The following is a 23,274-nucleotide window of genomic DNA, read 5'->3' on the forward strand; positions in this document are numbered from 1 at the left end:
TTGGGTACAATTTCCTGAAACGATTGGGAGTGCAGATTTTTATTATGAAACACCGATTGATGTTCGACAGGCGCATTCTAACACATTTCGATTTTTTCCTGCTGCTGCTTATTTTACCACTCCTCGTCATCTCTCTGATTCTGGTCAAAGAGATCAGCCCCGCCCTTTTCAGAAAGGAGATTTTCTATATCGGGCTCGGTTTTGTCATCTTCTTTCTCTTTTTCCTGATCCCGTGGCGCTCGATACGCTGGCTGATCCCGTTCTTCTACTGGACGACGATCCTGCTGCTGTTGAGCGTCGATTTTTTCGGGGTGACGAAACTAGGTGCCCAGCGCTGGCTTCAGATTCCCCTCATCGGTTTGACCATCCAGCCTTCCGAACTCTTCAAACCCGCTTTTTTGCTGATGCTGGGCCATCTCATCCAGGAAAACCCACCGCCGCCGGACGGGTACCGGCTCAGGGAGTTTCTCAAATTCTCTCTTTATATTTTGCTGCCCTTTTTGCTGATCGCCAAAGAGCCAGACCTGGGTACGGCCATGGTACTGCTCATCATCGGGTACGGGGTGCTCTTCCTCGTGGGCGTCCACTGGAAAATCTGGGCCGGCATCGCCATCACATTGGCCGTGGCGGCCCCCTTTCTCTACTCCAATCTGCACGACTACCAGAAAAAACGGATTCACGACTTTCTCTCCGAAAAGCCGAGCTACCATGTCCAGCAGTCGATCATCGCCATCGGGTCGGGAGGGATGACCGGGAAGCCGAAAGAGGAAGCGACCCAGACGCAGCTCAAATTTCTCCCCATCGCGTCAAGCGACTTCATATTCGCCTATTACGTGGAACGGTTCGGTTTCGCGGGAGCTGCGATACTCATCCTCATCTACGCGATGCTCATTTTGCATATACTGAGTCTGGGCATGCATGCCAGAGGCGACTATTTCATCCAGGTGATGGCCTACGGCATCGCTTTTCTTCTTTTTGTCTACACCAGTGTCAACATTCTCATGACCATCGGTCTGGCCCCCGTCGTCGGCGTACCTCTTCCCCTTCTGAGCCACGGCGGCAGCAGCTTCATCAACTTCATGGTCCTCTTCGGCATTTTGGAAAATTTTATTGCTTTTCGCTTCAAATTTCTGTATAATTCCGGCTCCAAAGTTACCTTTCTTTAAGGGTGACCTTCAGGGCCAATAGCTCAGTTGGTTAGAGCATCCGGCTCATAACCGGATGGTCCCAGGTTCGAGTCCTGGTTGGCCCACCACCTTCCCTCTTTCTCCGATTTTTCCTATAATTGATTTTATGAAACCATCCGTTGCCTATATGACCGATCCGATCTATCTGCTTCATGACACGGGCCCGTGGCATCCCGAATCGCCCGAACGCCTCAAAGCCATAGAGCGCCGTGTCGCACCACTGAGAGAGCGTCTGACGACGCTCTCCCCCATCGCCGTCAGCGAAAAACTGATCGCTTCGGTCCATTCGTTGGAACACATCGAAACGGTCAGAGCCCACTGCGAGTCGCTGGAACCCATCGATGCCGACACAATCTGCTCCGCCCATTCGTGGGAGGCGGCGCTGAAGGCGGCGGGAGCAGGCATTGTCGCGGTCGACGCCTTGCACCAAGGCACGGCCCATCGTGTTTTCTGTGCCGTCCGTCCTCCGGGCCATCACGCCACCATCGAACGTTCCATGGGATTTTGTCTTTTCAACAATGTGGCCATCGCCGCACGCTATGCCCAGACAAAGGGTTTCAAAAAAGTTGCCATTGTCGATTTCGATGTCCACCACGGCAACGGTACGCAGGATATCTTCTATGATGACGGCACCGTCTTGTACTTTTCGACGCACCAGTCGCCGGCCTATCCGGGAACGGGCTCGGCCGATGAGAGGGGTGTGGGCGAAGGCTTGGGTGCCACTTTCAATTTCCCTTTTCCTCCGGGCAGCGGCGACAGCGAACTCGTTGCCCTCTACGAAGAGAGGCTCGCCCCGATTCTCGAGGAGTTTTCACCCGACATCCTGCTGGTATCGGCGGGATACGACCTGCACGAGGCAGACCCGCTTGCGCAGCTTGAAGTGACCACGGAGGGTGTTCGGCGTATCGTGCGGGCCATCCTGAAAAGCTCCGAGATACCCAAAATTTTCATGCTCGAAGGCGGCTACGACACCCACGCTCTTGCAGAGTGCGTCGCCGTGACGATCGAAGAGATGTTACAATAACCGATAGAACAGAATCTCCTTATGCAGTTTGCGTTGCCATCCGTTTGCCGATGGACAGAGGGAATGCGGAGCGAAAAGTTTCGACGCAGCCAAAGCGGGGTCAATGGCGGGGATGAGAGCGTATGCCGCGTAAGGTCTGTAAAAAAATCCGTGAGTGGACGGAGCACGCAAAGGAGAATCATGGAGTATCTGGGCCAGTATGTTTTATGGTGGCACTGGATTGTACTGGGCATCCTTCTCATCGCTGCAGAAATTCTCATTCCCAGTTTTGTCGTCATCTGGTTCGGCATCGCCGCTCTTGTCGTCGGGGGGTTAGACTTCTTTTTCCAGACCAGCTTCACCCAGGAGCTTTTTTTGTGGACCGGAATTTCCGCAACGCTGCTGGCGATCTATTTTCTCTTTTTCAAAAAGAGTGAAACAGTCCCGAATGTCGGTCAGTCGGAAGGAGAATACGCCGACATTCCCGGCGTCGTCATCGAGGTCCTTGACGAAGGACGTTACCGGGCGCGTTTCGATCTTCCGGTACTGGGCGACCGTGTCTGGATTGTCGAAGCCGAAAATGGCGAAGTCCTCAAAGAGGGAGACCGCGTCCTGGTAGACCGTGTCTACGGGCAGATTATCAAAGTCAGAAAGGAGGGCACATGAACATGACTCTCACCCCCGGATTCTCCATCGCTTTCGTACTCCTCGTCGCCGTTATCGTCATTCTAATCAAAGGTATCCGTATCGTTCCGCAGGGAGAGGAGTGGGTCGTGGAACGGCTCGGAAAGTTCCACAAACTTCTCAAACCGGGTCTTAACATCATTCTCCCTTTCATCGATACGATCCGATCGAAAATGACAACGCGCGACATTATTCTCGACGTCACCAAACAGGAGGTGATCACAAAGGACAATGCGGTCATCATCGCCAACGCCGTCGCCTTCATCAAAATCACCGATCCCGCCAAAGCCATGTATGGCGTCGAAAACTACAAACTGGCCATTCAGAATCTCATTATGACGACGCTGCGCTCGATCATCGGAGAAATGAAGCTTGACGAGGCGCTCTCCAACCGTGAAACGATCAAGGCCAAACTCAAAGAGCAGATTGTCGACGATGTGGCCGACTGGGGAATCACGGTCAAAACCGTCGAAATCCAGGATATCACACCGAGTCCTTCCATGCAGCAGGCGATGGAGCAGCAGGCAGCCGCCGAACGGGAGAGACGTGCCATCGAAACACTGGCCGAGGGAAAGAAAAACGCGATGATCCTCGAAGCCGACGGCAAGCTGGAAGCGGCCAAGCGGGAAGCGGAAGCGCAAATCAAGCTGGCCGAAGCTTCGGCGGAAGCGATCAGCCAGATATCATCTTCCATCGAAGGACAGGCCACCGGTGCGATGTTTCTGCTTGGCGACCGCTACATCGATGCCCTGAAGAAACTTTCCGAATCCGACAACAGCAAATTCGTCGTCTATCCGGCGGATCTTCAGGAGAGTATCAAAGGGTTGTTGGGCAAGATTCGGCAGTAGAGGGGGCCGCCGCAGCGGCACAGCCCCGGATATTCAAAGGGTGTATCAGAGGGCAGAGGCGTCGATGCTTTTCGATTCGATCTCGGCGCGTTCGACCTTGCTCGTTTTGTTGAGTGTGTTGTCTCTGTATTTGAGATAAAGATCACCACCGGCGAAACTTTTCGTACATTTGATAATGATGTCGCGATCGCCCATTCTTTTAAGACGTATCTGTTCAGTCGCATACTCCGGCTTTTCAAACTTGCCGTATTTCTTTTCCATGATCAGAACGAGCACATCCATATTGTTCTGGCACTCTTCCATCGTCGTAAAATATCCGATGCCCCAGATTTCACGAATCTTTTGGCTAAGCGGTGTAATCATGACGTAATATTTCTGGAAATATTTCACTTTTTTGGGCGGAACGACCTCGTAGAGCATATCGCCCGTTCCTGTTTCCTGGCTCGTTTCCGCCTTGTTCTTGTCGAATGTATCACCCAGCTTCAGACCAAACCCCCCGCTTATCTCCTGTGCCAACAGCAAAAGCGCCGACAGCAAAAACAGAGCTGCATACTTTTTCAATTCTCTCTCCTCCTCTTTTTTTTCGGATTATACCGTGATTTACTGACCCTACATTTAAAACGCTATCCCCTCTTTTTCTTCCTTTCAATCAGTACATCCGTTTTGGAACGGAGCCTGCGGGGTGTTTTGAATTTTTCGAGACGTTTCATATAGGGATCGTTCTCAAATTCACCGCCCTTTTTCATCTGCTTTTTTTCCTTTTTCTTTCTTTCTCTCACTCCCAGTTTGAAAATCGACCAGACGATAAGGAGTGAAAAAAAGAGAACGGCCGTCCATTTCATCAGAAGGTAGTGGCTGATATCACCGGTATGCTTTGTCATGACGGAATACGCCGCCATGTCCTGATAGACCGCATCGGCCACATAGATGCCGACAATTCCGATCAGTATGAAAAGAAGATAGCGAAGGTTTCTTTTAAGAAAGAGGCTCAGCGCCGCCCATTTGAGATAATGATACATCCGCCTTCCTAGAACCAGCTGATTCCCAGAAGAGCCAGCAGCGCGACGAGCCCTTTCGTCTTGTACTCACCAACCAGCTTGTCCTCTTCGTCGGCAATGATGATTTCCAATTCTTCATCGGAGAGTGTATCGATATCGACCCTGTTCTCCACAAGCCTCGCCCGCGTCCGCATGATCGCTTTTTCACGCAACCGCAGATAAAATTTCTCCTTCGTCTTACGGGGCAGATACTTCATTTTTTGTAGAATCAAATCTTTCATGCCTCTATTTTAGCATAACGCGTTGGGTCGAAATTTCTTCATCTCTTCGCTTCGATGCGTCGTTTCGAGGATGCTGAAGTCTCAAGCCATTGAGCATCCTGACTGAAACCCCGGGCGCTGTAACGACATTTTGGAAACATAAAAAACGGCTCACCCGGAAGGAAAATACGTTGCAGGCGGAATAGTTTCAACAGGGAGCGCAAGGGAGATTTCATCGAAGATATCGGACAAAAAAAGAAAAAAAGAGCAGATATTCCGACTATTTGGGCTTTTTGAGAGTATGGCGAAAGGTCTTTATCGCGTTCTTCTAGGTCGCCAAAGGGGCAATACCCGCACCTAGGAAACTTTACCGTTATTTTCTTTTTGACAAAAACGGTCGGTGTTTGGAGGCATTTTTCTTTTTTCGGGCAGAGACGATGCCGCTGCCATAGAACTGCTCTTCCTCCCTTTGGCCGTTTTTTGCATCTTTGATTGGCATGATTTTCAATTTGATCGTACCGTTTGCATAACATTCGTATCCGACCACTTCCATATCCTCCTCCTTTTTTCGTTTCGACACAAGAATAGCCACAATCCTGTCTGTCGAAATTCGCACAAGCGTGTGCGTCCTGGGGCAAGCGGGTATTGCATACGAGAGGTTGGAGGCCACATGTTATGTTTTCGCCTATGAACCCAAACTATTCATGGCTCTTTGACACAACACCTATATAATACCATTTTTTCCTGCGGATATCTGTCAGCCAGATAACACTTCAGAGAGTCGCCATTCTCCCCAAATCGGTTTTCCCAAGCAGGTGCAGTGTTTCGTCGAATTCATAGACGATCGGTTTTGCGGTGGGTATCTCCACTTTGACGATCTGCATGGGTGTCAAATGCTCGATCGCCATGACAAGGGCTCGCAGCGAATTGCCGTGTGCACTCACCAGGACCGTTTTGCCAAGAGCCAGTTGCGGCGCGATCCTTTCGACAAAATAGTTGAGTGTACGCTTGCGGGTATCTTTCAGCGATTCGCCGCGAGGCAGAAGCTGCGGATCGATTTTCCGATACTTCGGATCACTCTCCGCAAGACGCGGATCACCCTCCTTCAACGGCGGCGGCGGGGTGTCATAACCCCGTCTAACGGCGAGGAATCTCTCCTCTCCCACCTCTTTTTTTATCTCCTCTTTGTTGTGCCGCTGCCAGGCACCGTAATGACGTTCATTGAGTTTCCAGTGTTTGATGCAATCGATATGTTCCCATGCCATCTCCTTCATGACGATCTGAGCCGTATGGATAGCCCGCCTGAGCCACGAAGCAAAACAGATATCCGGATAGAGCCGGTACCGTTTCAGAATTTCACCGGCCTCCCGTGCCTCGGCAAGACCCCGTTCGCTCAGATCGATATCGGTCCAGCCGGTGAAGAGATTCTCCCGGTTATAAAGGCTCTCTCCGTGACGCAGCAGGATCATTTTTCCCATGAGAGGCACACTTTCGAAATGGGGATGTAGAACTTCCGCAGATAATCTTTCATCATGCGCCGGCCGCTGAATGCGGGGGCGATGCTTTTGATCGAAGCTTTCATCCGGCCGATCCATTCTGCAGGGTAGTGGTGCTCGTCGATCGAGTAATAGAGAGGAACGATCTCTTTTTCGATGATGTCGTACAGGACAGAAGCATCGGCCGCATCATCGGAGATGTCACCGCCGAACGCCCAGCCGTTTTCGCCGTTGTAGCCTTCGGGCCACCACCCGTCGAGTACCGAGCAGTGCAGCGTTCCGTTGATCGCCGCTTTCATGCCACTGGTGCCGCATGCCTCCATCGGAACGAGCGGATTGTTGAGCCAGACATCGCAGCCGCGCACCAGGTATTTGGCGACATTTTCGCCGTAATCCTCGACAAAGGCGATACGCCCTCTAAACCGCGGATCCTGAGCCACCTTGAATATGCGCTGGATGATCTGTTTGCCGGGCGTATCGGCCGGATGGGCCTTCCCGGCGAAAATGATCTGAACCGGCCGGGCGAAATTGTCGATGATTTTCTCCAGACGATCCAGGTCGTGCAGAATCAGGTCGGGACGTTTGTATTCCGTCATGCGCCGTGCGAAACCTATCGTCAGAACATCGGGATCGAGCATCACCCCTTCGGCCATCGCCACGACCGGATCGATACCCTCGTCGGACCATTTGCGGCGCACCCGCTCGCGGATAAAATTGACCATTCGTACTTTGTAGGTGTAGTGCAGGCGCCAGATCGTCTCGTCGTCGATTTCATCTATCCGCGACCATAGATCGCGGTTGTCCTGCATGTTGAGCCAGTTTTCTCCCAGTACGTGGTCCAGCTCTTCTGTCAGTTCATCCCCCAGCCATGTCGAGAGGTGCACCCCGTTGGTCACGTAGTCGATCGGTACGTGTTGGGCACTTTCGCGGTCGAATACGTTTTTCCATATGCGTCTTGTCACGTCGCAGTGCTTTTTGCTGACGGCATTGCGGTGATTGCACATCTTCAGGCCGAATACCGTCATGTTGAAACCCGATCCCGTGGCATCGGGATTGATGCCAAAATCCATGAAACGCTCCCTGTCCATCCCAAGGCGTTTCCAGTAATCCTCGAAATAGTGGCTCATCATATCGAAGCTGTAGACATCCGTAGCGGCCTGCAGGGGTGTATGGGTCGTGAACACGGAAGTCTCTCTCACCTTCTCTATCGCATCGTCGAGTGAGAATCCCTCGTTTTCGATAAAACTCCGTACCCGTTCGAAAAGAGCGAAGGCAGGATGTCCTTCGTTCAGATGGAGGATGCTGTATTCGATGCCCAGCTTTTCAAGTACACGGTACCCCCCGATGCCCAGCACGATCTGCTGGCGAAGCCGTTGGTTCATGTCCGGCGTATAGAGATGCGACGAAATCTGGCGGTCCCAGGGATCGTTCTGTTTTATATCGGTATCGAGCAGATAGAGTCTCACCCGTCCCACATTGACTTTCCAGACAGATGTATAGACCGGCGGGTCGATAAAGGGTACCTGGATCGTGAAATGGTTGCCATCTTTGTCGAGTACCCGTTCAATGGGTGCCCTGTCCTTGTCGATCGTCTCGTTGGCACCGTTTTGCCATCCGTCGCTTCCGATGATCTGGCGTACATATCCTTCCGGATACATGAAACCGATACCCACCATCGGCAATCCCATATCGCTCGACTCTTTCAAAATGTCACCGGCCAGGAAGCCGAGCCCGCCCGAATAGATGGGCAGCGAATGGTGTAGACCGTATTCGGCGCAGAAGTAGGCGATGGGCAGAGGCTCCTCTTTGCTGTAGACTGTCGTGTCGTCCATATACTGCCTGAAAAGCGCATAGACATAACGGTATTCACGCATGAAACCTTCGTTTTGAACCAGTGCCTGCAGCCGTTTTTGGGAGAGTTTTTTCAAAAGTTCGATCGGATTCTGACCGCTCTCTTTCCACAGATAGGGATTGATGAGTCTGAAAAGATTTTTTCCAGGCGGATTCCATGTCCACCAGAGGTTGAGTGCGATTTCGCCGAGTCCCGCTATCTCCCCGGGCAGCTCGGGAATGGCAATATTGGCGGAAGGATCACGTCCCGGCATCTCTATTTCCAGTAATAAAGCGCGTTGGATTGCAGCAGATCTTCTATTTCAAGCAATCGGTTGTACTTGGCGAGTCTCTCGCTGCGGGATGCCGATCCGGTTTTCAGATGGCCGCTTCCCATCGCCACGGCGAAATCCGCCAGGAAGGTATCGGACGTTTCGCCCGACCGGTGCGAAAGAAAGGCACGCCACCCGTTTTCAAGACAGAGGCGCACCGCATCGACCGTTTCGGTAACCGTACCGATCTGATTGAGTTTGATCAGCGAGGCATTTGCCGCATGTTCCCGAATGCCGCGGCGAATGAATTTTGTATTGGTAACGAAAATATCGTCGCCGACGACTTCGATTTTGTCACCAAGCTCTTTCGTAAACTTTTCAAACCCTTCCCAATCCTCTTCGGCCAGCGGGTCTTCCCAAAGAACGATCGGATACTTTTCGACCCACCGTTTGGCAAGATCGATCATTTCGTCACTCGACAAAATGCCGCCACCCGACCACTTCAGATCGTATTGTCCTTTTTTGTCCACGACGAAAGATGTCGCGGCACTGTCGATGGCGATGGAGATATCGACACCCGGTTCGTAACCCGCTTTTTCGATCGCTTCGATGATCAGATCCATCGCCTCTTCGTTGCTTCCGAGATTGGGGGCGAATCCGCCTTCGTCCCCCACCGCTGTCGCATACCCCCTGGCTTCGAGTATCTTTTTGAGTGTATGGAACGTTTCGGCCACGTACCGCAGTCCTTCGGAAAAGGTGGGTGCACCGAGCGGCACCGCCATGAATTCCTGAAAATCGACACTGTTGTCGGCATGCTCACCGCCGTTGAGAATGTTCATACAAGGAACCGGGATTCTCCGCGCTTCCGAACCGCCGAGATAGCGGTAGAGTTCGGTTCCCTGACTTTCGGCCGCCGCCTTCGCGACCGCCATCGAGACACCGAGTATCGCGTTGGCGCCCAGGCGCGCTTTGTTTTCGGTTCCGTCGAGCTCGATCATGAGGCGATCGATCATTGCCTGCTCTGTGGCATCGAGCCCAACGACCTCCGGTGCGATGATTTCATTGACGTTTTTGCACGCCTGCAGCACCCCCTTGCCGTTGTAGCGGTCAGGATCGCCGTCGCGCAGCTCCACCGCCTCAAACTCGCCCGTACTGGCCCCTGATGGCACCGATGCGCTCGCTTTCGTGCCATCTTCAAGCGTAACGAATACGCGAACCGTGGGGTTTCCCCGTGAATCCAGAATTTCGATCGCTCTGAGCGATGCAATGTTGCTTTTCGACATAATCGGCTCCTTTTTAGAATAAAATTCCTCTCAAAGATTATAGCGTTTCGCCAGTTCCTCCAACTTTTTCACGGCCAAATATCCGCGTTTGTAGAGAATGATTTCATCCTCTTTGAGTTTTCGCAGCTGCGCCGTTACGACAGAACGGACCGAGCCAATCATTTCGGCAAGAAGTTCATGGGAAAGATTATTGATGATTTTTACCGGATAATGATTTTCACCACTCTTTTTTTCCTTTTCCGTATGCCTGAGAATCAGCTTGGCAAGCCTTGTTGCGGTATCGTCGAAAACGACGGTTTCGGCGAAAGATTCGAGATGTCGCATCAGTTTTCCGATATAGGGAAGAAAACGTTCATTCAGTTCGGGATAGGTTTCCAGCCAGTTGCGTGCCGTCGCCATAGGCACTCTCAGCATATAGGTATCCGATACGGCGACAGGCGAAGCGATATGTTTTTGGCCATCAAGAAGAGACAGAACATCGAACACATCCCCCTCTTTGAGAAGAAAGATGACGATGCTCCGGCCACTGTGGGGATCGGTCTGCATCAGTTTGACACGCCCCTGCACGACAATATTGAAGGTCTCGATACCTTCGTCGTTGTCGATATCCATCGACTTTTTCCAGAATGTCAAACGGCACGCCGAAACGATTTTGTCCAGTTCCTGAAAATCGAGACCACTGAAGAGTTCCGACTTGCCAAGGATATCGCATACCATTTCGTGAGTCATTCCGGCCATCCTTGAGAAATTTCGGAACGTAAGGAGCCCTCTTCTGTCGTTGTTTCAATCTCGAGAAGATTGCGGTAGGTGAACAGGAGAGTACTGAAATGGGCAAATCCGTTCTTCGCTTTTTCCATCGTCGCTTTCTCTATCATCGGCCTGGAAAAGAGTGCGTTGTACCGTTTCAAGCCCTCAAGTGCCGCACGGAAGCACTCTTCGTACACCATGCTTTTGCCGTCGAATCCGATCAGAACATTCGGGTCTGTGTCGTCTAACATGCCGATTTTTTCAAACTCTTTGCGCAAAACGCATCTAAGATGGTTGTCGATACATTCTATCATACTCTCGGCAAAATCGTTTACAGTCTCTCTTTTTTCGATATCGTTTCCTTCCAGATTTTCATGCAGTCTGACGAGGATATCGAAGCAAAAACCTTCCTCGACACGGCCGTGTTCAATGCTCGAGAAAAAAAGATACCTAAAATCCCTGTAGATCTGTGTCGATATCTCTTTGAAGATGCGAATGTTCATCTTTTTCGCCTTTTTCAAAACTCTCATTTGAAAATTCGTTAATGATAACAAAACGGAAACTCTTTTTATGTCAGCTGACTGACATTCTCCTATGCCAAACCGGAAAGATCGACGTGACGGCAGATCCACTTTTTCCAATGGCGTTTTTTCAGGAATTACAGAGGTGTGCTGCAATACAATAGTTGAAGTCCATCCTTATCACCGGTTGAAGGAACAGAATGTCTTCACCCATTATTTTGCTGCATGACCACCGGTTTGAAAAAGCGCACCTCGATGAGCTTTCAAAGAAAATAGAGGAAACGACGTCGCGACCGGTGGAGAGGCACATCTTCAAAAAAAGAAAGAAAAATTTCCCCGACGGCTCTTTGATTTTCGTTGTGGTTCCCGACGAAGAGTTCAGGGAGTGGCTGCTACACATAGGCGACCTTGATGTGACGATCGTTCTGATACCCTACGAGCACAATCCCCTTCAGCAGGCTTCCTACGCCATTCCCAACAAGGCCGAGGAGGCAATAGCACTGGCGATTTCCGAATCCGCCGGAAAGATCAGCTCCCATATTCGGTGCGACGGCAAACCCGTCATCGGATGCGTTACGGTGGGCGCTTCCCGCTGGCTCGAACGTGCGGGCATCGTTGAAACAGTGCGAAGACTCTTCTCGATGCGTTTGCGAACCTTCCATATAAAAACGGCGAAAGAGCAGGAGATCAAAACGGCCGCCCTGATGATCGAAGCGGGAGACGAGTCGCTGCTGAACAGAAAACGATCCTATTTTTTCAAAGCATCAGACAATCAGTGCCGGCGAGTAGCCGCCGTCATCTACGCCCCTCAGAGTATCGTGGGTGCTCTGAAACTACGGCTTTTTCTGGCCAACAAAAAACGCGAGGAGGCCGAGAACCTGCCACCGGGTATCGGCACGCTGAAAACCGAAACGCTGACAATAACCTCTCCCGACAACCAACCTTTCCCCTTCGCATACGACGGCAAAACGGAAAGGAAGCGAACCCTTGTCATCGAGAGTGTACCGATGAAAGCCGCCATTCTTACGGGTGCCAGCTGCGTGGGCGGCGAAGAGAAGGAGAGCGTACGGATACAGAATCTCCCCACCGACAGCGATGCGATCGGCTTTTTCTCGAAAAAGCCGCTGCCGCTCGTACCGATCGCCGACGAAAGCGCTTTCGCCGAACTTTTCAAAAAACTCCGCGATTCGGCGAAGATCCGGCGCGCCTATCTGATACTGCTGCTTGTAAGCATTTTCATGGCGGCTGTCGGCCTCTTTCAGAACTCCTCACCCACCATTATCGGTGCGATGATTCTTGCCCCGCTCATGGGTCCCATCATCGCCTTTTCGATGGGGGCTATCCGTTTCGACGAAGCGCTGATGAAAAACAGCATCAAAACCGTTCTCTTTTCTGTTTTCCTCGGTCTGGCCGCTTCGGCATGGATCGCATGGTCCATGCCTTTTGCTCACCTGACCGACCAGATGGCGATGCGAACCCATCCCACCCTGCTCGATCTCGCCGTCGCCATCTTCGCGGGCATCGCAGCCGCCTACGGCTACGCAAACTCAAAGGTCGGGGAAAGTCTCGCCGGTGTCGCCATCGCCGTGGCGCTCGTACCGCCGCTGTGTGTTTCTGGCATCGGCATAGGCTGGGGGTCCTGGAGCATCTTTTCCAATGCGCTTCTTCTTTTTCTCGCAAACATCGTCGGCATCGTCGTCGCCTCCGGCGCCATGTTCTATCTGATGGGATACGCATCAAGAAAATACGTATCCACCGCCTTTTTCATCAAGTTGATGATGGTGGCGGTGATCGCCATCCCTCTTTGGCTCTCGACTCGCACACTCCTGGCCGAAGAGCACATCTACAGCGAATTTTCGCAGATCAAACGCATCGAACTGCCGAAAAAACGGGTTCAGATCCAACTTTCGCGAATTCTGCACAAAGAGGAAGGCACTTTTGCCGTCGTCACAATCACCGCCCACAACGGTCTGACGCCTGAGGAGAAATCTCTCATCGCCCGGCAGATCAAGACGAAGCTGGGAGAGAATGTGGGTCTGATATTCAATTTCAGGGAAATCTACTGATGAAAGTTTCAAAAGGCTTTTTCGTATTTATCGTCTCTTTTTTTCTTCTGCTTCTGACGGCCCCGTGCCGCGCAGCGGAAATCAATGCCACGATTGCCGAGGGCAACGTTTCACTCTATTCGGCTCTGCTGAAACAACTTGAAAGCGAAAGTACACAGAGCGAAGAGGAAAAACTCCGCAAAGCTCTTTTGAAAAAGCTGATCTACCTCGAAAAATCGGGCCACATACGCAAATTCGAGCTTGCCGTGCCCAAAAACGAAGAGGAGTACCGCTCCCTCATAATCCAGTACGGCAACTGGTCCCTTTCCAAAAAGGAGCTGAAGGAGAATATCAAACAGCTTGGAGAGAAAATCGACGTCATCCACAAACAGATCGAATCGCTCGATCCAAAGGATCCCAAAATCGCCATTTTACAGTTGCAGTATGCCTTCTACCTCAAAGGAGTGCGTCTCTACCGCAGAAAACTGGCAATGTATCTGAGTCTCATCGACAGGGCACCTCCCTATTTCGTCAAAGGAGTAACAGAGGTTACATTCGATCTCAACGCGACACAGACCCATCTCAGGCACATCGAAGAAAAGCTGCAGGATATAGAAAATGAGATAAAGTCCTACGATATCGAGAGAGAGCGACTGAATCTGCTCGGCAAGACGGAGATGGTCCGCAGGCTCAACTACGGCATCCAGGTGCTCCAGGCGAAGCGCTACAGCATTCTGACCGACAAACTGGCCGAAATGTTCATTCTCTACTCCAATGCCCTGAAACGCCACGACAGTGCCGAAACTTTCGCCCTGCAGAGCCGTATGATCGAAATTATGGAGAGCTTCTTCCCCTCCGAAGTCAGGAACGACCTACGCAATCTCTTCACCACGATGGACACCTCCATCCTCGGACACGCCGAGACGATCAAAGGAGCGACATTCGAAGAGATAAGACAGACAGCGCTGACGTTCTGGAAAAAGCTCAACCGGCCTCTCTTTTCGATCAACCAGACTCCCATCAGCACATTCAAACTGATTCTCGCCATCGTCATATTCGTACTTGGCATTCTGATCGGCACCCTTTATAAAACCTATCTTTTCAAACTTTTCCGAAACCATCGCAGCGTCACCCAGTCGACGCAGACACTTCTGGCCAATCTCGGCTACTATATCATCGTCATCATCGCCTTTTTCATCGCCCTCAACACGATCGGTGTGAGTCTCTCCTCCATCGCGCTCGTAGCCGGAGCGCTTTCGGTGGGTATCGGTTTCGGGCTCCAGAATGTTGTCTCCAACTTCGTTTCGGGTCTGATTTTGATGTTCGAACGCAGTATCAAAATCGGTGACTACATCGAATTCGACGAAAACCTTCGCGGCCATGTGACCGACATCCGGATGCGCTCGACGACGATTACCACCAATGCCAATATCGACGTCATCGTCCCCAACCAGGATCTTATCCAAAACCGGGTCATCAACTGGACCATGAACGACCGCATCCGCCGATTCGACATTCCATTCAGTGTCGCCTACGGCAGCGATGTGCACGAAACCCAAAAGGTCATCCTCGAAGCCCTCAAGAAGAGCGGTTTTGGCGACGTACTGGAGACGCCGACCCGTTTCAGCCGTGTCATCATGACCGCCATGGGCGAAAGCAGCGTCGATTTCGAACTGCATGTCTGGATACGCGGATGGGAAACTCTCTATCCCAAACGCACCCGATCCAGGTTTCTTGTTCTCATCTACGATGCGCTTTACGAAGCGGGTATCGAAATACCTTTCCCACAGCGGGATCTGCACATCCGCTCCGTAGACGGGGAGATTCCGCTGAAACTCGACACGGGTATACGGCCGGACACTTCTTACAACGGCAGGCCTTCGCATTGAGCCTAAAAGAGAAAATCCGCGCCGACATTATCAAAAATCGGCAGCGACTGGAAAAGCTCGGGCCGGGACTGATAACCGGCGGTGCCGGTGACGATCCGGCCGGAATCGTCACCTATACGATGGTCGGCGCTTCTGCCGGTTTTTCTCAGCTGTGGCTGCTCTTGCTTTCTACCCCCATGATGATCGCCATCCAGAACATGGTCGCCCGTATCGCTATCGTCACAGGTAAGAGCCTTCCTGAAATAACCACTGCATTCTATTCCAAAAAACTGACCGTCGTCATGATCTTCGTTTTGGCAATTGCCAATATCTTGACGATCGGTGCCGACCTCAACGCCATCGCAGCCATTCTTCATATTCTCAGTGGTTTTCCGACCGTCTATTTTCTCATTCCCATCACGGCCCTTATCGCCTATCTCATTACATTCGGCAAATACAGAAGCATCAAAAAAATCCTCATTACCCTAACGGTCGTACTGGGAGTCTATATTCTTTCGGCCGTTATGGCCAAACCACCGCTTTTGGCGATTCTTCGAAACACTTTTATTCCCAACATGGAATTTGAAAGAGCCTGGGTCATTGCGGCGCTGGCCCTGCTGGGTACCACCATATCGCCCTATCTTCTTTTCTGGCAGGCTGCCGAAGAAAAAGAGGAAAAAAAGAGTGTCGTCCAGGCGTATGAAGTCGACTTGGATACGATGATAGGCATGATCTGGTCCAATCTTCTGGCCTATTGCATAATTATCACCGGTGCCGTCATGCTTTACGGTACCCATGCCGATATCCAGGATGTCGGCACATTGGCCCATACCCTCAGACCGGTCTCGGACGACTACGCCTTCGCCCTTTTCTCTTTCGGCATCATCGTTTCCGGTCTTCTGGCCATCCCCGTGCTTGCCGGCTCGACCGCCTATGCCGTCGCCGACACTTTCGGATGGCGCGAAGGAATGGATTACAAAGTCAGTGACGCCAAAGGCTTCTATATCGTCTTTGTCGGGGCGCTCATCGTCGGTGACCTTGTCGACATAATCCCTGGTATCACGGTCGTCGATGCACTCTACTACTCCCAGGTACTCGACGGCATGCTGATTCCCGTTTTGATCGGTATCGCCATGATGATCGCCAACAACCGCAGGATCATGGGCGAATACCTGCCCGGACGGTGGGGCAATCTGTTCACTCTGTTCGCCCTGCTCGTCACACTGGGGCTTACCACTCTCATGGTCTGGCAATGGATCACTTCATGACCGCATCTCCTATTAGAAAGTATGAGAAATGATGCTGCAGCTGTTCGCTTTTCCCATTCATCTGCTTCTAAACCACGGCTATACCGCTCTTTTCATCTGGAGCATCACGGAGGGAGAAATCGGTCTGATGCTGGCAGGTTGGCTTGCATCGGAGCACAAAGTCTTCACATACAGCCATATTATTCCTGTCGCCATTGCAGGCGCAGTCATCGGAGATCTCTCTCTTTTTCTTTTTGGACGTATTTTCGAAAAAAGAGCCTTGGCCTGGCTCGAAAAATCGCCGGGAAGAAAGGCGAAAGCCCAAAGCTGGCTTCGCCGCTGGGGATCCGCGGTTATCGTTTTCGAACGGTTCGTCTACGGCACCCACATTCCGGCACTGCTTACCATCGGAATGTCGGGGTATCCTTTCTTGAAGTTTCTCTTTTTCGACATTATCGGCATCGTCATGTGGGCTTTTGCGTTCGTATCGATCGGGTACTATTTCGGCGATACCGCTATCAATCTGATTCTTCTGGTCCAAAAAAACGTCATGGTGGTACTCTTTTTCATACTCCTCTTTGCCATGATTCTTTATTCTCAAAACGAAGAGGAGACGCGATAACATACAAAACACTTTCACAAAAGTGAAACTGCAATTGGAATAATCGTCGGATTCTTATCTGAAAATTCTTAGCCGTACCGAAGCCGGTACATCACGATGGCACCGGCGGTGGCGACATTGAAGCTTCTGACATCCGGTTCCATCTCGATGCGCAGGAGTGCATCGCACCGCTCGAGCATCGCACTTGGGACGCCTTCTTCTTCGTTGCCCAGTATCAGTACCCATCGAAGGGGTGGTGAAGCATATTGCGAAAGGGGTGTCGCGTTGGCCGATGTCTCAGCGGCCAGGAGCGTATATCCCAGATCCCGCAGCCGCTCCATGGTTGCGATGGCATCATCGTAGCAGTGGATTCTCAACCGGGTCACATGGCCGGTACTCACCCGGATCGCCCGGCGACCGTAGGGATGGGGGCCGGCGGCTGGGACGACATAACCCCCGACACCCAAAGCGGCGGCATTGCGGGCGATGGCACCGACATTTTCCATATTGTTGAGTCTTGAGAGCATGACGATGCGGTCAGGAAGTTCCCTCAGTGCAATGTTGTCGGGCCGTATGGCATGAGCCATAACATTGTGATGGATTTTGTGCCCCACGATCTTCTCCAGCAGCCCTCTTTCTGCCAGATAGACCACGGGCACCCCAGCTGCCTCGATACGACTTCGCTCTTTTTCGAAATAGTCCGGCGTACAGAGCAGGCTGCAAAATTCCAGACCGCTCTCGAGCAATTGTTCCACGACACGCGGCGAATCGGCCACGAATCCCCCTTTTTTGTCGAAACGGTTGCTACGAAGAGTTCGATAGAGCGCCAATTCGGGAAGATCGAGGGTTTCGAGATGGTGGATTTTCATGAAAAGGCCGCTCCCGTCCGGTTTGATTAGTGAATGTTAGCAAAAAACTTCCGATTCCTGCTAAAGAACGGTTCTGGCAAAGGCCAACTGTTGAAACCCTGTACGCACGCGAACAATTCGACGCCGCAAACTGACGCAAACGGATCTGACCGTCAAACTTCGGCGTCTCATGAGCCTAAACCCTATCCGATGCCGTATCATGTATCATCGCCCTATACCTACGATATCGAGTGGAGGGTCCGGTAGTATCACCCTACTTCTCGAGTTCTTCATAAAAGCGCTTCACATTGAACAGATCGACGATCTGACGGGAAACGACGCGCCTGGTAAAAAAACGCAGCATCACTTCCACCGCGAAAGCGAGGGCGAAGGCACCGAGCAGATAGTAGCCGATCATCGGGTCGTGCCGGCTGTTGTAGTAGAGGGTCAAAGCGGTAATGCCGAACATCGCCACGATGGCAAAGCCAATGACCCAGACGTTCGCGCCCGTCTCCTTGATGCGGAAAAGGTGTCCCACATGGGTCAACCCCTGCACCACCAGCACCGCAAGCGCCGCGACGGTCGTCACTTCGGAGAGATTGAAAAAGACGATCAGAGGAACGATGAGTAGGGCGCTGATGATCAACCCTTCGAAAGAGTGGAAGACGTTGTAGCTGTAGACTTTGGGCAGATTCCCCTCTTTGGCCATCGTATAGCCGATCTCCGTGGCGGCGTAGAGGGTAGCGTTGATGGCCGAAGCGGTGGCCAGGAGGGCCGTTGCGGCCATGATCTTGAAACCCCAGACGCCGAAGATCGGCTTGGCGGCCTCCGCCAGGGCGTAATCTTTGGTTGCGATGACTTTGGAAAGGGGCAGATTGCCCAAAACGGCGATAGAGACGAGAATGTAGAGTGCCGCCACGATGCCGATGGCCCACATCATCGCACGCATCATGGTGCGCCGCGGGTCATCCATATCTTCGATGGTATTGGTGATGACGCTGAATCCCTGATAGGCGAAAAAGGTGAGCCCGATGGCGAACAGCATATTCTGAATGGGCGGCATCTCTTTCATCGAGAGATATTCGGGATGGACCGTAAAAAGCGCGGCAATGGCGAAGACGACGAGAATCGTCACCTTGATGAAGACGAGGATGTTTTCCGATTTAGCGACGATGGAGGCACCGATAAGATTGATGAGGGTGAAGAAGGTGACGATGCCGATGGCAAAAACGTTGACCACCAGCGGGTCCTGATTTGCGTGGGTGAAGGTACTCGCATAGGCCCCGAACGATTTCGCCACCGCCGCCAGGGCGATAAGTTGCGAAAAATAAAAAAGGACACTGGCCGCGCCCGAAAAGACTCCCTCGCCGAAACCCTGGACCAAATACTCCACGATCCCCCCGCGCGAGGGATAGCGAAGAGCCAGCTTCGCCAGCGAATAGCCGCTGAGCAACGCGGCGATACCGCCGAAGACAAAAGAGAGCCAGACGATATTGCCGGCAATGGCGCCGGCCTGGCCGATGACGATGAAGATGCCCGCCCCCACCATCGAACCGATACCGAGAAAGACGGCACTCCATAGACCGAACGCTTTTTGGTTTGCCATCATCATCCTTTAGTTCACTGATATTGCGTTATCATACCATTTTGGTCAAAAAACGTATGCAACCGAGGTTACACTTTCATGCTGAAGATATTTTTCAATTTTCTTTGGCGAATCCCGCAAACTTTAAATCTGCATTGAATCAATTGATACTACCTAAAAAGCGGAACATCATTTTAAAATCTATGATATCGTAACTCCAATGGGATGCAAGAAACGCTCAGTCCCCGCCAAAGAATGGGCTTCGCCCATGCTTTGCATAACATCTAATAGAAAAGATAGAAAATTGCATACCCCGCGAAGAAAGCGACAAACCCCGCCCCGACGAATTTTCGTACAAAAGAGAGACTCTTTCCCGCTTCGGCACCGGCGACATAGATGCGGTAGGTGATGAGATTGGCCAACGCCGCGACGAGGGTACCGAAACCGCCGACGTTGGTCCCCCACAGCAGCGCCTGCCAGTTGCTCGTGAACTTTTCCATCAGCAGGGTCGTGGGCACGTTGCTGATGACCTGGCTCATAAGGCTGGAGAGGATAAAGATATGCATCGGATGTTCCAGCGATGCGCCGATCATCGCCTGGATATTGGTGGTAAGCCCCAAAAACGCGATGAAAGTCAAAAGAAGGGCGTAATCGACTTTCAGGCTTTTTCGGTCGAAAAAGAGAGCGAAAACGAGCGCCAGCAGTGCCGTGCCGGTCGGCAAGATCCGAAGGACACAGAGTACGACGATAAGCAGAAGGACGCCATAGATCAGTGCCAATGGCTGACTTATGGGCCTCTTTTTACGTTTCGAGCCGGAGTTGGGACGGTTTTTGAGGAAGAGGGCCGCTATGGCAAAGAGCAGAAGCATTCCGAAGGAGAAAGGCGCGATGGTCTGGATGAAGGGTATGGTCTGGAGTTCGTAATAGCTGAAAATGAAGATATTCTGGGGCGTTCCGAAAGGGGTGAGCGCCGCACCCGCGTGGGCCGTCAGCGCGACGAGGATGACGAGATTCTCTTTTTCACGGATATTCATAGCCATGACGATGGGCAGAACCGTCACAAGCGCCACGTCGATCGTGACGAACATGGAGAGTACGAACGTGACAACGACCAACAGCAGAGGGATGCGTCCCCTTTTCTCCAACACTCTGGCGATCATACCGAGAAGTTGGCTGTTTTCGATCCCCTTGACGACGACGAAGAGGGCGAAGAGAAGAAAGATCGGCTCCATCTCCTTTTCGGTATAGAGAGGCCAACTTTTCAGATAGAGCGAGGTAGCTGCCAAACCGGCTAGTGAAATAAGAAGCAGCCATTCGTCGATCAAAAAACGTATCAACCTTTTTCCCATATCATCCCGTCTATCTGTCCATTCCGTTCATTATAACATCATCGGAGTATATGATCGTCATAATTATCCATGGTTTAGATTCAATAGAATCTGAAATCGATATGGGATTCACGTTGCGTTAATGTCATAATCCATATAATGGTGCCATGAAAGCGAAATTTCTCCTTCTCGAAGATGACGAAATTCTTTCCGAAACATTGGTCGATATACTCGAAAGCCATGGATTTTCCGTTACGCATGTCATGACGGGGGAGGGTGCGGTCGATGCGACGTTCTACGAACGATTCGATCTTTTGATTTTGGATGTCAACGTCCCCGGCATCGACGGTTTTTCACTGCTTGAAAGTCTCAGAGACGCGGGTGTCACGACGCCGGCCATCTTCATCACGGCACGCACCGACATCGCCTCCTTGGCCCATGGATTCGATGTGGGTGTGGACGATTATCTGAAAAAACCCTTCGACTTCGACGAACTGCTCATCCGCATCGACGCTTTGCTTAAAAAGGCGTACCATGCCCGCTCCGACGAGATCACGGTCGGGGCATTCCGGTATTTGATGGGACGAAACGAACTTTACGAAAAAAACTCATACATCCCCCTGCCGCCCGCGCAGCTAAAACTCGTCAAACTCTTTTTCCAACAAAGAGGCCACACCGTCCCGAAAGAGGTTTTGTTGGAGATATTGGCCGAAGGGGACGAAGCGAGCGAAGGGGCGCTGCGGGTACACATCGCGAAATTGCGCAAAATCGGTCTGCCCATTTTGACCGTGAAAGGCATAGGATACCGACTTGAAACGGCATGAAAAACGGGCATTCTGGAAATTCTTCCTTCTCTATTTCACGAGTGTGGCGGCGCTGGTGCTGGTGGCCGGTTTTTTCTATTTTCAAGAGTCCAAAGCCCATATGCTCAAAAGCGAAGAGTTCTCGCTCATAGAGTTCGCCCGTCACATCAAGATGGGCGGTCCGGCCGGCGAGTTTTCCGACGCTTACGCCTACCGGTTCATTCCCGCGAACAACCGTCATATCGACATTAGAAATTTCACCGTTCGAAACGGCCGTTTCGTCAAGATTATCCCGATGCCTCTGGGCGATGTTTACCTCGAAGTGAGCAAATCGACCCGTGCTTACCAAGAAGCGTTGCACGATTTGCGTCTGCGAATATGGGCCGTGCAATTTCTCATTTTGCTCATTTTTGGCCTCATCAGCTACCGATTGGCCAAAAACGCCATCAAGCCGCTCGAAGAGAGCATCGAACTGCTAGACCGCTTCGCCAAAGACCTTATCCACGATCTCAACACCCCCGTCACCGCCATCAAACTCAACTTGTCGCTTTTGAAAAAGATCCCCGCCCTTCACGAATCACGCGTGCTGCATCGCCTGCAAAAAAGCGTGCATACCATCTCCGAACTGCACGAAAACCTGACCATTCTTCTCGAAGAGAAAACCTTTCAGATGCAGCGCACCGATCTGTGCTCCATCGTCCAGGAGGTGGTGCAGATACAAAAACCGCTCTATCCCAACCTCGATTTTTTCGTCGAATGTCACCACTTCTTCGCCACCGTCCATGCCAAAGCCTTCAAACAGTTGCTTCAAAACATCGTCTCCAACGCCTGCCGCTACAACCGCCCCGGGGGGTTTGTCAAAATCTACACCCGTGGCCGAACCCTCATCGTCGAAGATAACGGCATCGGCATAGAAAATCCCCAAAAGATATTTGAGCGCAACTACAGCGAAAGCGGAAGCAGCGGCATCGGTCTTGACATCGTCAAACGCCTCTCCTATGCCATGAACATAAAAATTAAAATCGAATCTTCCAAAAACGAAGGAACCCGCTTTCTCTTAACGATGCGTTAATACGATCATGCGACAATGCACCATCTCAAACAAAGGAGATGGTGATGGAACACTCTATCCTTTCTGTAGTTGTATCGGCGACATTGGTAATGGCCGGCATGGCCGGTTGCGGTGGTGGCGGCGGTAGCGGCACACCCTCGTCCACCGAGTTGACGGATGCGCAGAAGTACTCTTTGGCTTATATGTGGAACGAAGAGAAGCTCGCCAAAGATATCTACCTCGCTCTGAATGAAAGCCTGCCCCACACCACTCTTTACAACATTGCCACACGCTCCGAAACCCAGCATGAAGCGGCTGTCGAAGGGTTGGTACAGCAGTACGATATCAATATCACGAATCTGAAAGACTATCAGGTCAGCTACTCCGAAGCAGAGCTCAGAGCCCTGCCCGCAGGGAAATTCGCCGTACCCGAAATCCAAAACCTCTACGACAAGCTCTACCTTAAAGGAATGCAATCTTTGGAAAGCGCCCTGCAGGTCGGCTGCATGGTTGAAGTGACCGATGTGGAAGATTTGGACAGATATATCACCACCGCGGGCGGCAACATGGATCTTGTCACGGTATTCACCAACCTCAGAAGCGGCAGTTACAACCACTACTGGGCTTTTGACAGAGCGCTTAAAGCGATCGGCGTTGCGAACGGTTGCTGCAGCCTAGGCGACAAATACTGTAAAACGCCCGAAGAGTACCCGGCAACCAACGGATCAGGCAACGGCAACCAGGGATACCGTGGCGGAAGATAACATAG

23 protein-coding genes and 1 tRNA gene are annotated in these 23,274 nt (G+C 51.7%); 12 read left to right on the forward strand and 12 right to left on the reverse strand.

Annotation, left to right across the window (positions count from 1 at the left end; genetic code table 11):
* Nucleotides 1-44 precede the first annotated feature (44 nt).
* The 5 genes from JMG82_RS02840 to JMG82_RS02860 all read left to right on the forward strand — a co-directional run bounded on the left by JMG82_RS02840 (nucleotide 45) and on the right by JMG82_RS02860 (nucleotide 3,722).
* Entirely contained in the window at nucleotides 45-1,166 is a 1,122-nt protein-coding gene (locus JMG82_RS02840) for an FtsW/RodA/SpoVE family cell cycle protein (protein ID WP_236579168.1), read from the forward strand.
* A gap of 12 nt (nucleotides 1,167-1,178) precedes the next feature.
* Nucleotides 1,179-1,255 (forward strand) — tRNA-Ile (locus JMG82_RS02845).
* Nucleotides 1,256-1,293: 38 nt separating this feature from the next.
* Nucleotides 1,294-2,211 (forward strand): histone deacetylase family protein, encoded by a 918-nt coding sequence (locus JMG82_RS02850; protein WP_201353430.1) that lies wholly within the window; start codon nucleotides 1,294-1,296, stop codon nucleotides 2,209-2,211.
* A 180-nt stretch (nucleotides 2,212-2,391) separates the two neighbouring features.
* Nucleotides 2,392-2,856: an NfeD family protein gene (locus JMG82_RS02855; RefSeq protein WP_201353431.1), complete on the forward strand. Its 465-nt coding sequence runs from the start codon at nucleotides 2,392-2,394 to the stop codon at nucleotides 2,854-2,856.
* Nucleotides 2,853-3,722, forward strand: a complete 870-nt coding sequence (locus JMG82_RS02860; RefSeq protein ID WP_236579169.1) for an SPFH domain-containing protein — start codon at nucleotides 2,853-2,855, stop codon at nucleotides 3,720-3,722. The genes JMG82_RS02855 and JMG82_RS02860 overlap by 4 nt, the downstream gene beginning before the upstream one ends.
* Before the next feature lie 45 nt (nucleotides 3,723-3,767).
* Here the strand turns inward: JMG82_RS02860 and JMG82_RS02865 are convergent, their stop codons facing one another.
* From JMG82_RS02865 to JMG82_RS02905, 9 genes are all read right to left on the reverse strand, one after another.
* On the reverse strand, nucleotides 3,768-4,283 hold the full coding sequence (locus tag JMG82_RS02865) for a hypothetical protein (protein ID WP_201353432.1): 516 nt from the start codon (nucleotides 4,281-4,283) through the stop codon (nucleotides 3,768-3,770).
* A 62-nt stretch (nucleotides 4,284-4,345) separates the two neighbouring features.
* Complete coding sequence (locus JMG82_RS02870) at nucleotides 4,346-4,741, reverse strand: hypothetical protein (protein WP_201353433.1); 396 nt, start codon at nucleotides 4,739-4,741, stop codon at nucleotides 4,346-4,348.
* Nucleotides 4,742-4,749: 8 nt separating this feature from the next.
* The gene (locus JMG82_RS02875; RefSeq protein WP_201353434.1) at nucleotides 4,750-5,001 is read right to left on the reverse strand and encodes a hypothetical protein; all 252 of its coding nucleotides are present in this window, start codon (nucleotides 4,999-5,001) and stop codon (nucleotides 4,750-4,752) included.
* A gap of 352 nt (nucleotides 5,002-5,353) precedes the next feature.
* Nucleotides 5,354-5,560: a hypothetical protein gene (locus JMG82_RS02880; protein ID WP_201353435.1), complete on the reverse strand. Its 207-nt coding sequence runs from the start codon at nucleotides 5,558-5,560 to the stop codon at nucleotides 5,354-5,356.
* A gap of 193 nt (nucleotides 5,561-5,753) precedes the next feature.
* Nucleotides 5,754-6,458: a 2,3-bisphosphoglycerate-dependent phosphoglycerate mutase gene (locus tag JMG82_RS02885; protein ID WP_201353436.1), complete on the reverse strand. Its 705-nt coding sequence runs from the start codon at nucleotides 6,456-6,458 to the stop codon at nucleotides 5,754-5,756.
* On the reverse strand, nucleotides 6,446-8,581 hold the full coding sequence (glgP, locus tag JMG82_RS02890) for an alpha-glucan family phosphorylase (RefSeq protein WP_201353437.1): 2,136 nt from the start codon (nucleotides 8,579-8,581) through the stop codon (nucleotides 6,446-6,448). Before glgP ends, JMG82_RS02885 begins: the two co-directional genes overlap by 13 nt.
* A 2-nt stretch (nucleotides 8,582-8,583) precedes the next feature.
* Nucleotides 8,584-9,861, reverse strand: a complete 1,278-nt coding sequence (eno, locus tag JMG82_RS02895; RefSeq protein ID WP_201353438.1) for a phosphopyruvate hydratase — start codon at nucleotides 9,859-9,861, stop codon at nucleotides 8,584-8,586.
* 30 nt (nucleotides 9,862-9,891) lie between these two features.
* Nucleotides 9,892-10,590, reverse strand: coding sequence for a Crp/Fnr family transcriptional regulator (locus JMG82_RS02900; protein WP_201353439.1), 699 nt, complete (start codon nucleotides 10,588-10,590; stop codon nucleotides 9,892-9,894).
* Nucleotides 10,587-11,138, reverse strand: coding sequence for a hypothetical protein (locus tag JMG82_RS02905; protein WP_201353440.1), 552 nt, complete (start codon nucleotides 11,136-11,138; stop codon nucleotides 10,587-10,589). The genes JMG82_RS02900 and JMG82_RS02905 overlap by 4 nt, the downstream gene beginning before the upstream one ends.
* Nucleotides 11,139-11,329: 191 nt before the next feature.
* On the opposite strand from JMG82_RS02905, the gene JMG82_RS02910 reads away from it, so the two are divergent.
* The 4 genes from JMG82_RS02910 to JMG82_RS02920 are packed head-to-tail and all read left to right on the forward strand — an operon-like array spanning nucleotide 11,330 to nucleotide 16,911.
* Nucleotides 11,330-13,195, forward strand: a complete 1,866-nt coding sequence (locus tag JMG82_RS02910; protein ID WP_201353441.1) for a TIGR00341 family protein — start codon at nucleotides 11,330-11,332, stop codon at nucleotides 13,193-13,195.
* Entirely contained in the window at nucleotides 13,195-15,063 is a 1,869-nt protein-coding gene (locus tag JMG82_RS11680; RefSeq protein ID WP_236579170.1) for a mechanosensitive ion channel family protein, read from the forward strand. Before JMG82_RS02910 ends, JMG82_RS11680 begins: the two co-directional genes overlap by 1 nt.
* On the forward strand, nucleotides 15,060-16,310 hold the full coding sequence (locus JMG82_RS02915) for an Nramp family divalent metal transporter (RefSeq protein ID WP_236579171.1): 1,251 nt from the start codon (nucleotides 15,060-15,062) through the stop codon (nucleotides 16,308-16,310). Before JMG82_RS11680 ends, JMG82_RS02915 begins: the two co-directional genes overlap by 4 nt.
* Nucleotides 16,311-16,338: 28 nt before the next feature.
* Nucleotides 16,339-16,911 carry a DedA family protein gene (locus JMG82_RS02920; RefSeq protein WP_201353443.1) on the forward strand — a complete coding sequence of 191 codons (573 nt, stop codon included), beginning with the start codon at nucleotides 16,339-16,341 and terminating at the stop codon, nucleotides 16,909-16,911.
* 68 nt (nucleotides 16,912-16,979) lie between these two features.
* Here the strand turns inward: JMG82_RS02920 and JMG82_RS02925 are convergent, their stop codons facing one another.
* The 3 genes from JMG82_RS02925 to JMG82_RS02935 form a co-directional block, all read right to left on the reverse strand.
* On the reverse strand, nucleotides 16,980-17,759 hold the full coding sequence (locus JMG82_RS02925) for a TrmH family RNA methyltransferase (RefSeq protein WP_201353444.1): 780 nt from the start codon (nucleotides 17,757-17,759) through the stop codon (nucleotides 16,980-16,982).
* A 253-nt stretch (nucleotides 17,760-18,012) separates the two neighbouring features.
* Nucleotides 18,013-19,344, reverse strand: coding sequence for an APC family permease (locus tag JMG82_RS02930; protein ID WP_236579172.1), 1,332 nt, complete (start codon nucleotides 19,342-19,344; stop codon nucleotides 18,013-18,015).
* 263 nt (nucleotides 19,345-19,607) lie between these two features.
* The gene (locus JMG82_RS02935) at nucleotides 19,608-20,672 is read right to left on the reverse strand and encodes an SLC13 family permease (RefSeq protein ID WP_201353446.1); all 1,065 of its coding nucleotides are present in this window, start codon (nucleotides 20,670-20,672) and stop codon (nucleotides 19,608-19,610) included.
* A 146-nt stretch (nucleotides 20,673-20,818) separates the two neighbouring features.
* On the opposite strand from JMG82_RS02935, the gene JMG82_RS02940 reads away from it, so the two are divergent.
* The 3 genes from JMG82_RS02940 to JMG82_RS02950 are packed head-to-tail and all read left to right on the forward strand — an operon-like array spanning nucleotide 20,819 to nucleotide 23,269.
* Nucleotides 20,819-21,475 carry a response regulator transcription factor gene (locus JMG82_RS02940; RefSeq protein ID WP_201353447.1) on the forward strand — a complete coding sequence of 219 codons (657 nt, stop codon included), beginning with the start codon at nucleotides 20,819-20,821 and terminating at the stop codon, nucleotides 21,473-21,475.
* On the forward strand, nucleotides 21,462-22,526 hold the full coding sequence (locus JMG82_RS02945; RefSeq protein WP_201353448.1) for a sensor histidine kinase: 1,065 nt from the start codon (nucleotides 21,462-21,464) through the stop codon (nucleotides 22,524-22,526). The genes JMG82_RS02940 and JMG82_RS02945 overlap by 14 nt, the downstream gene beginning before the upstream one ends.
* 44 nt (nucleotides 22,527-22,570) lie before the next feature.
* Nucleotides 22,571-23,269, forward strand: a complete 699-nt coding sequence (locus JMG82_RS02950) for a ferritin-like domain-containing protein (RefSeq protein WP_201353449.1) — start codon at nucleotides 22,571-22,573, stop codon at nucleotides 23,267-23,269.
* Nucleotides 23,270-23,274: the final 5 nt, after the last annotated feature.

The sequence above is a fragment of the Hydrogenimonas urashimensis genome (assembly GCF_016593255.1).
GTDB classification, from domain to species: Bacteria; Campylobacterota; Campylobacteria; order Campylobacterales; family Hydrogenimonadaceae; genus Hydrogenimonas; species Hydrogenimonas urashimensis.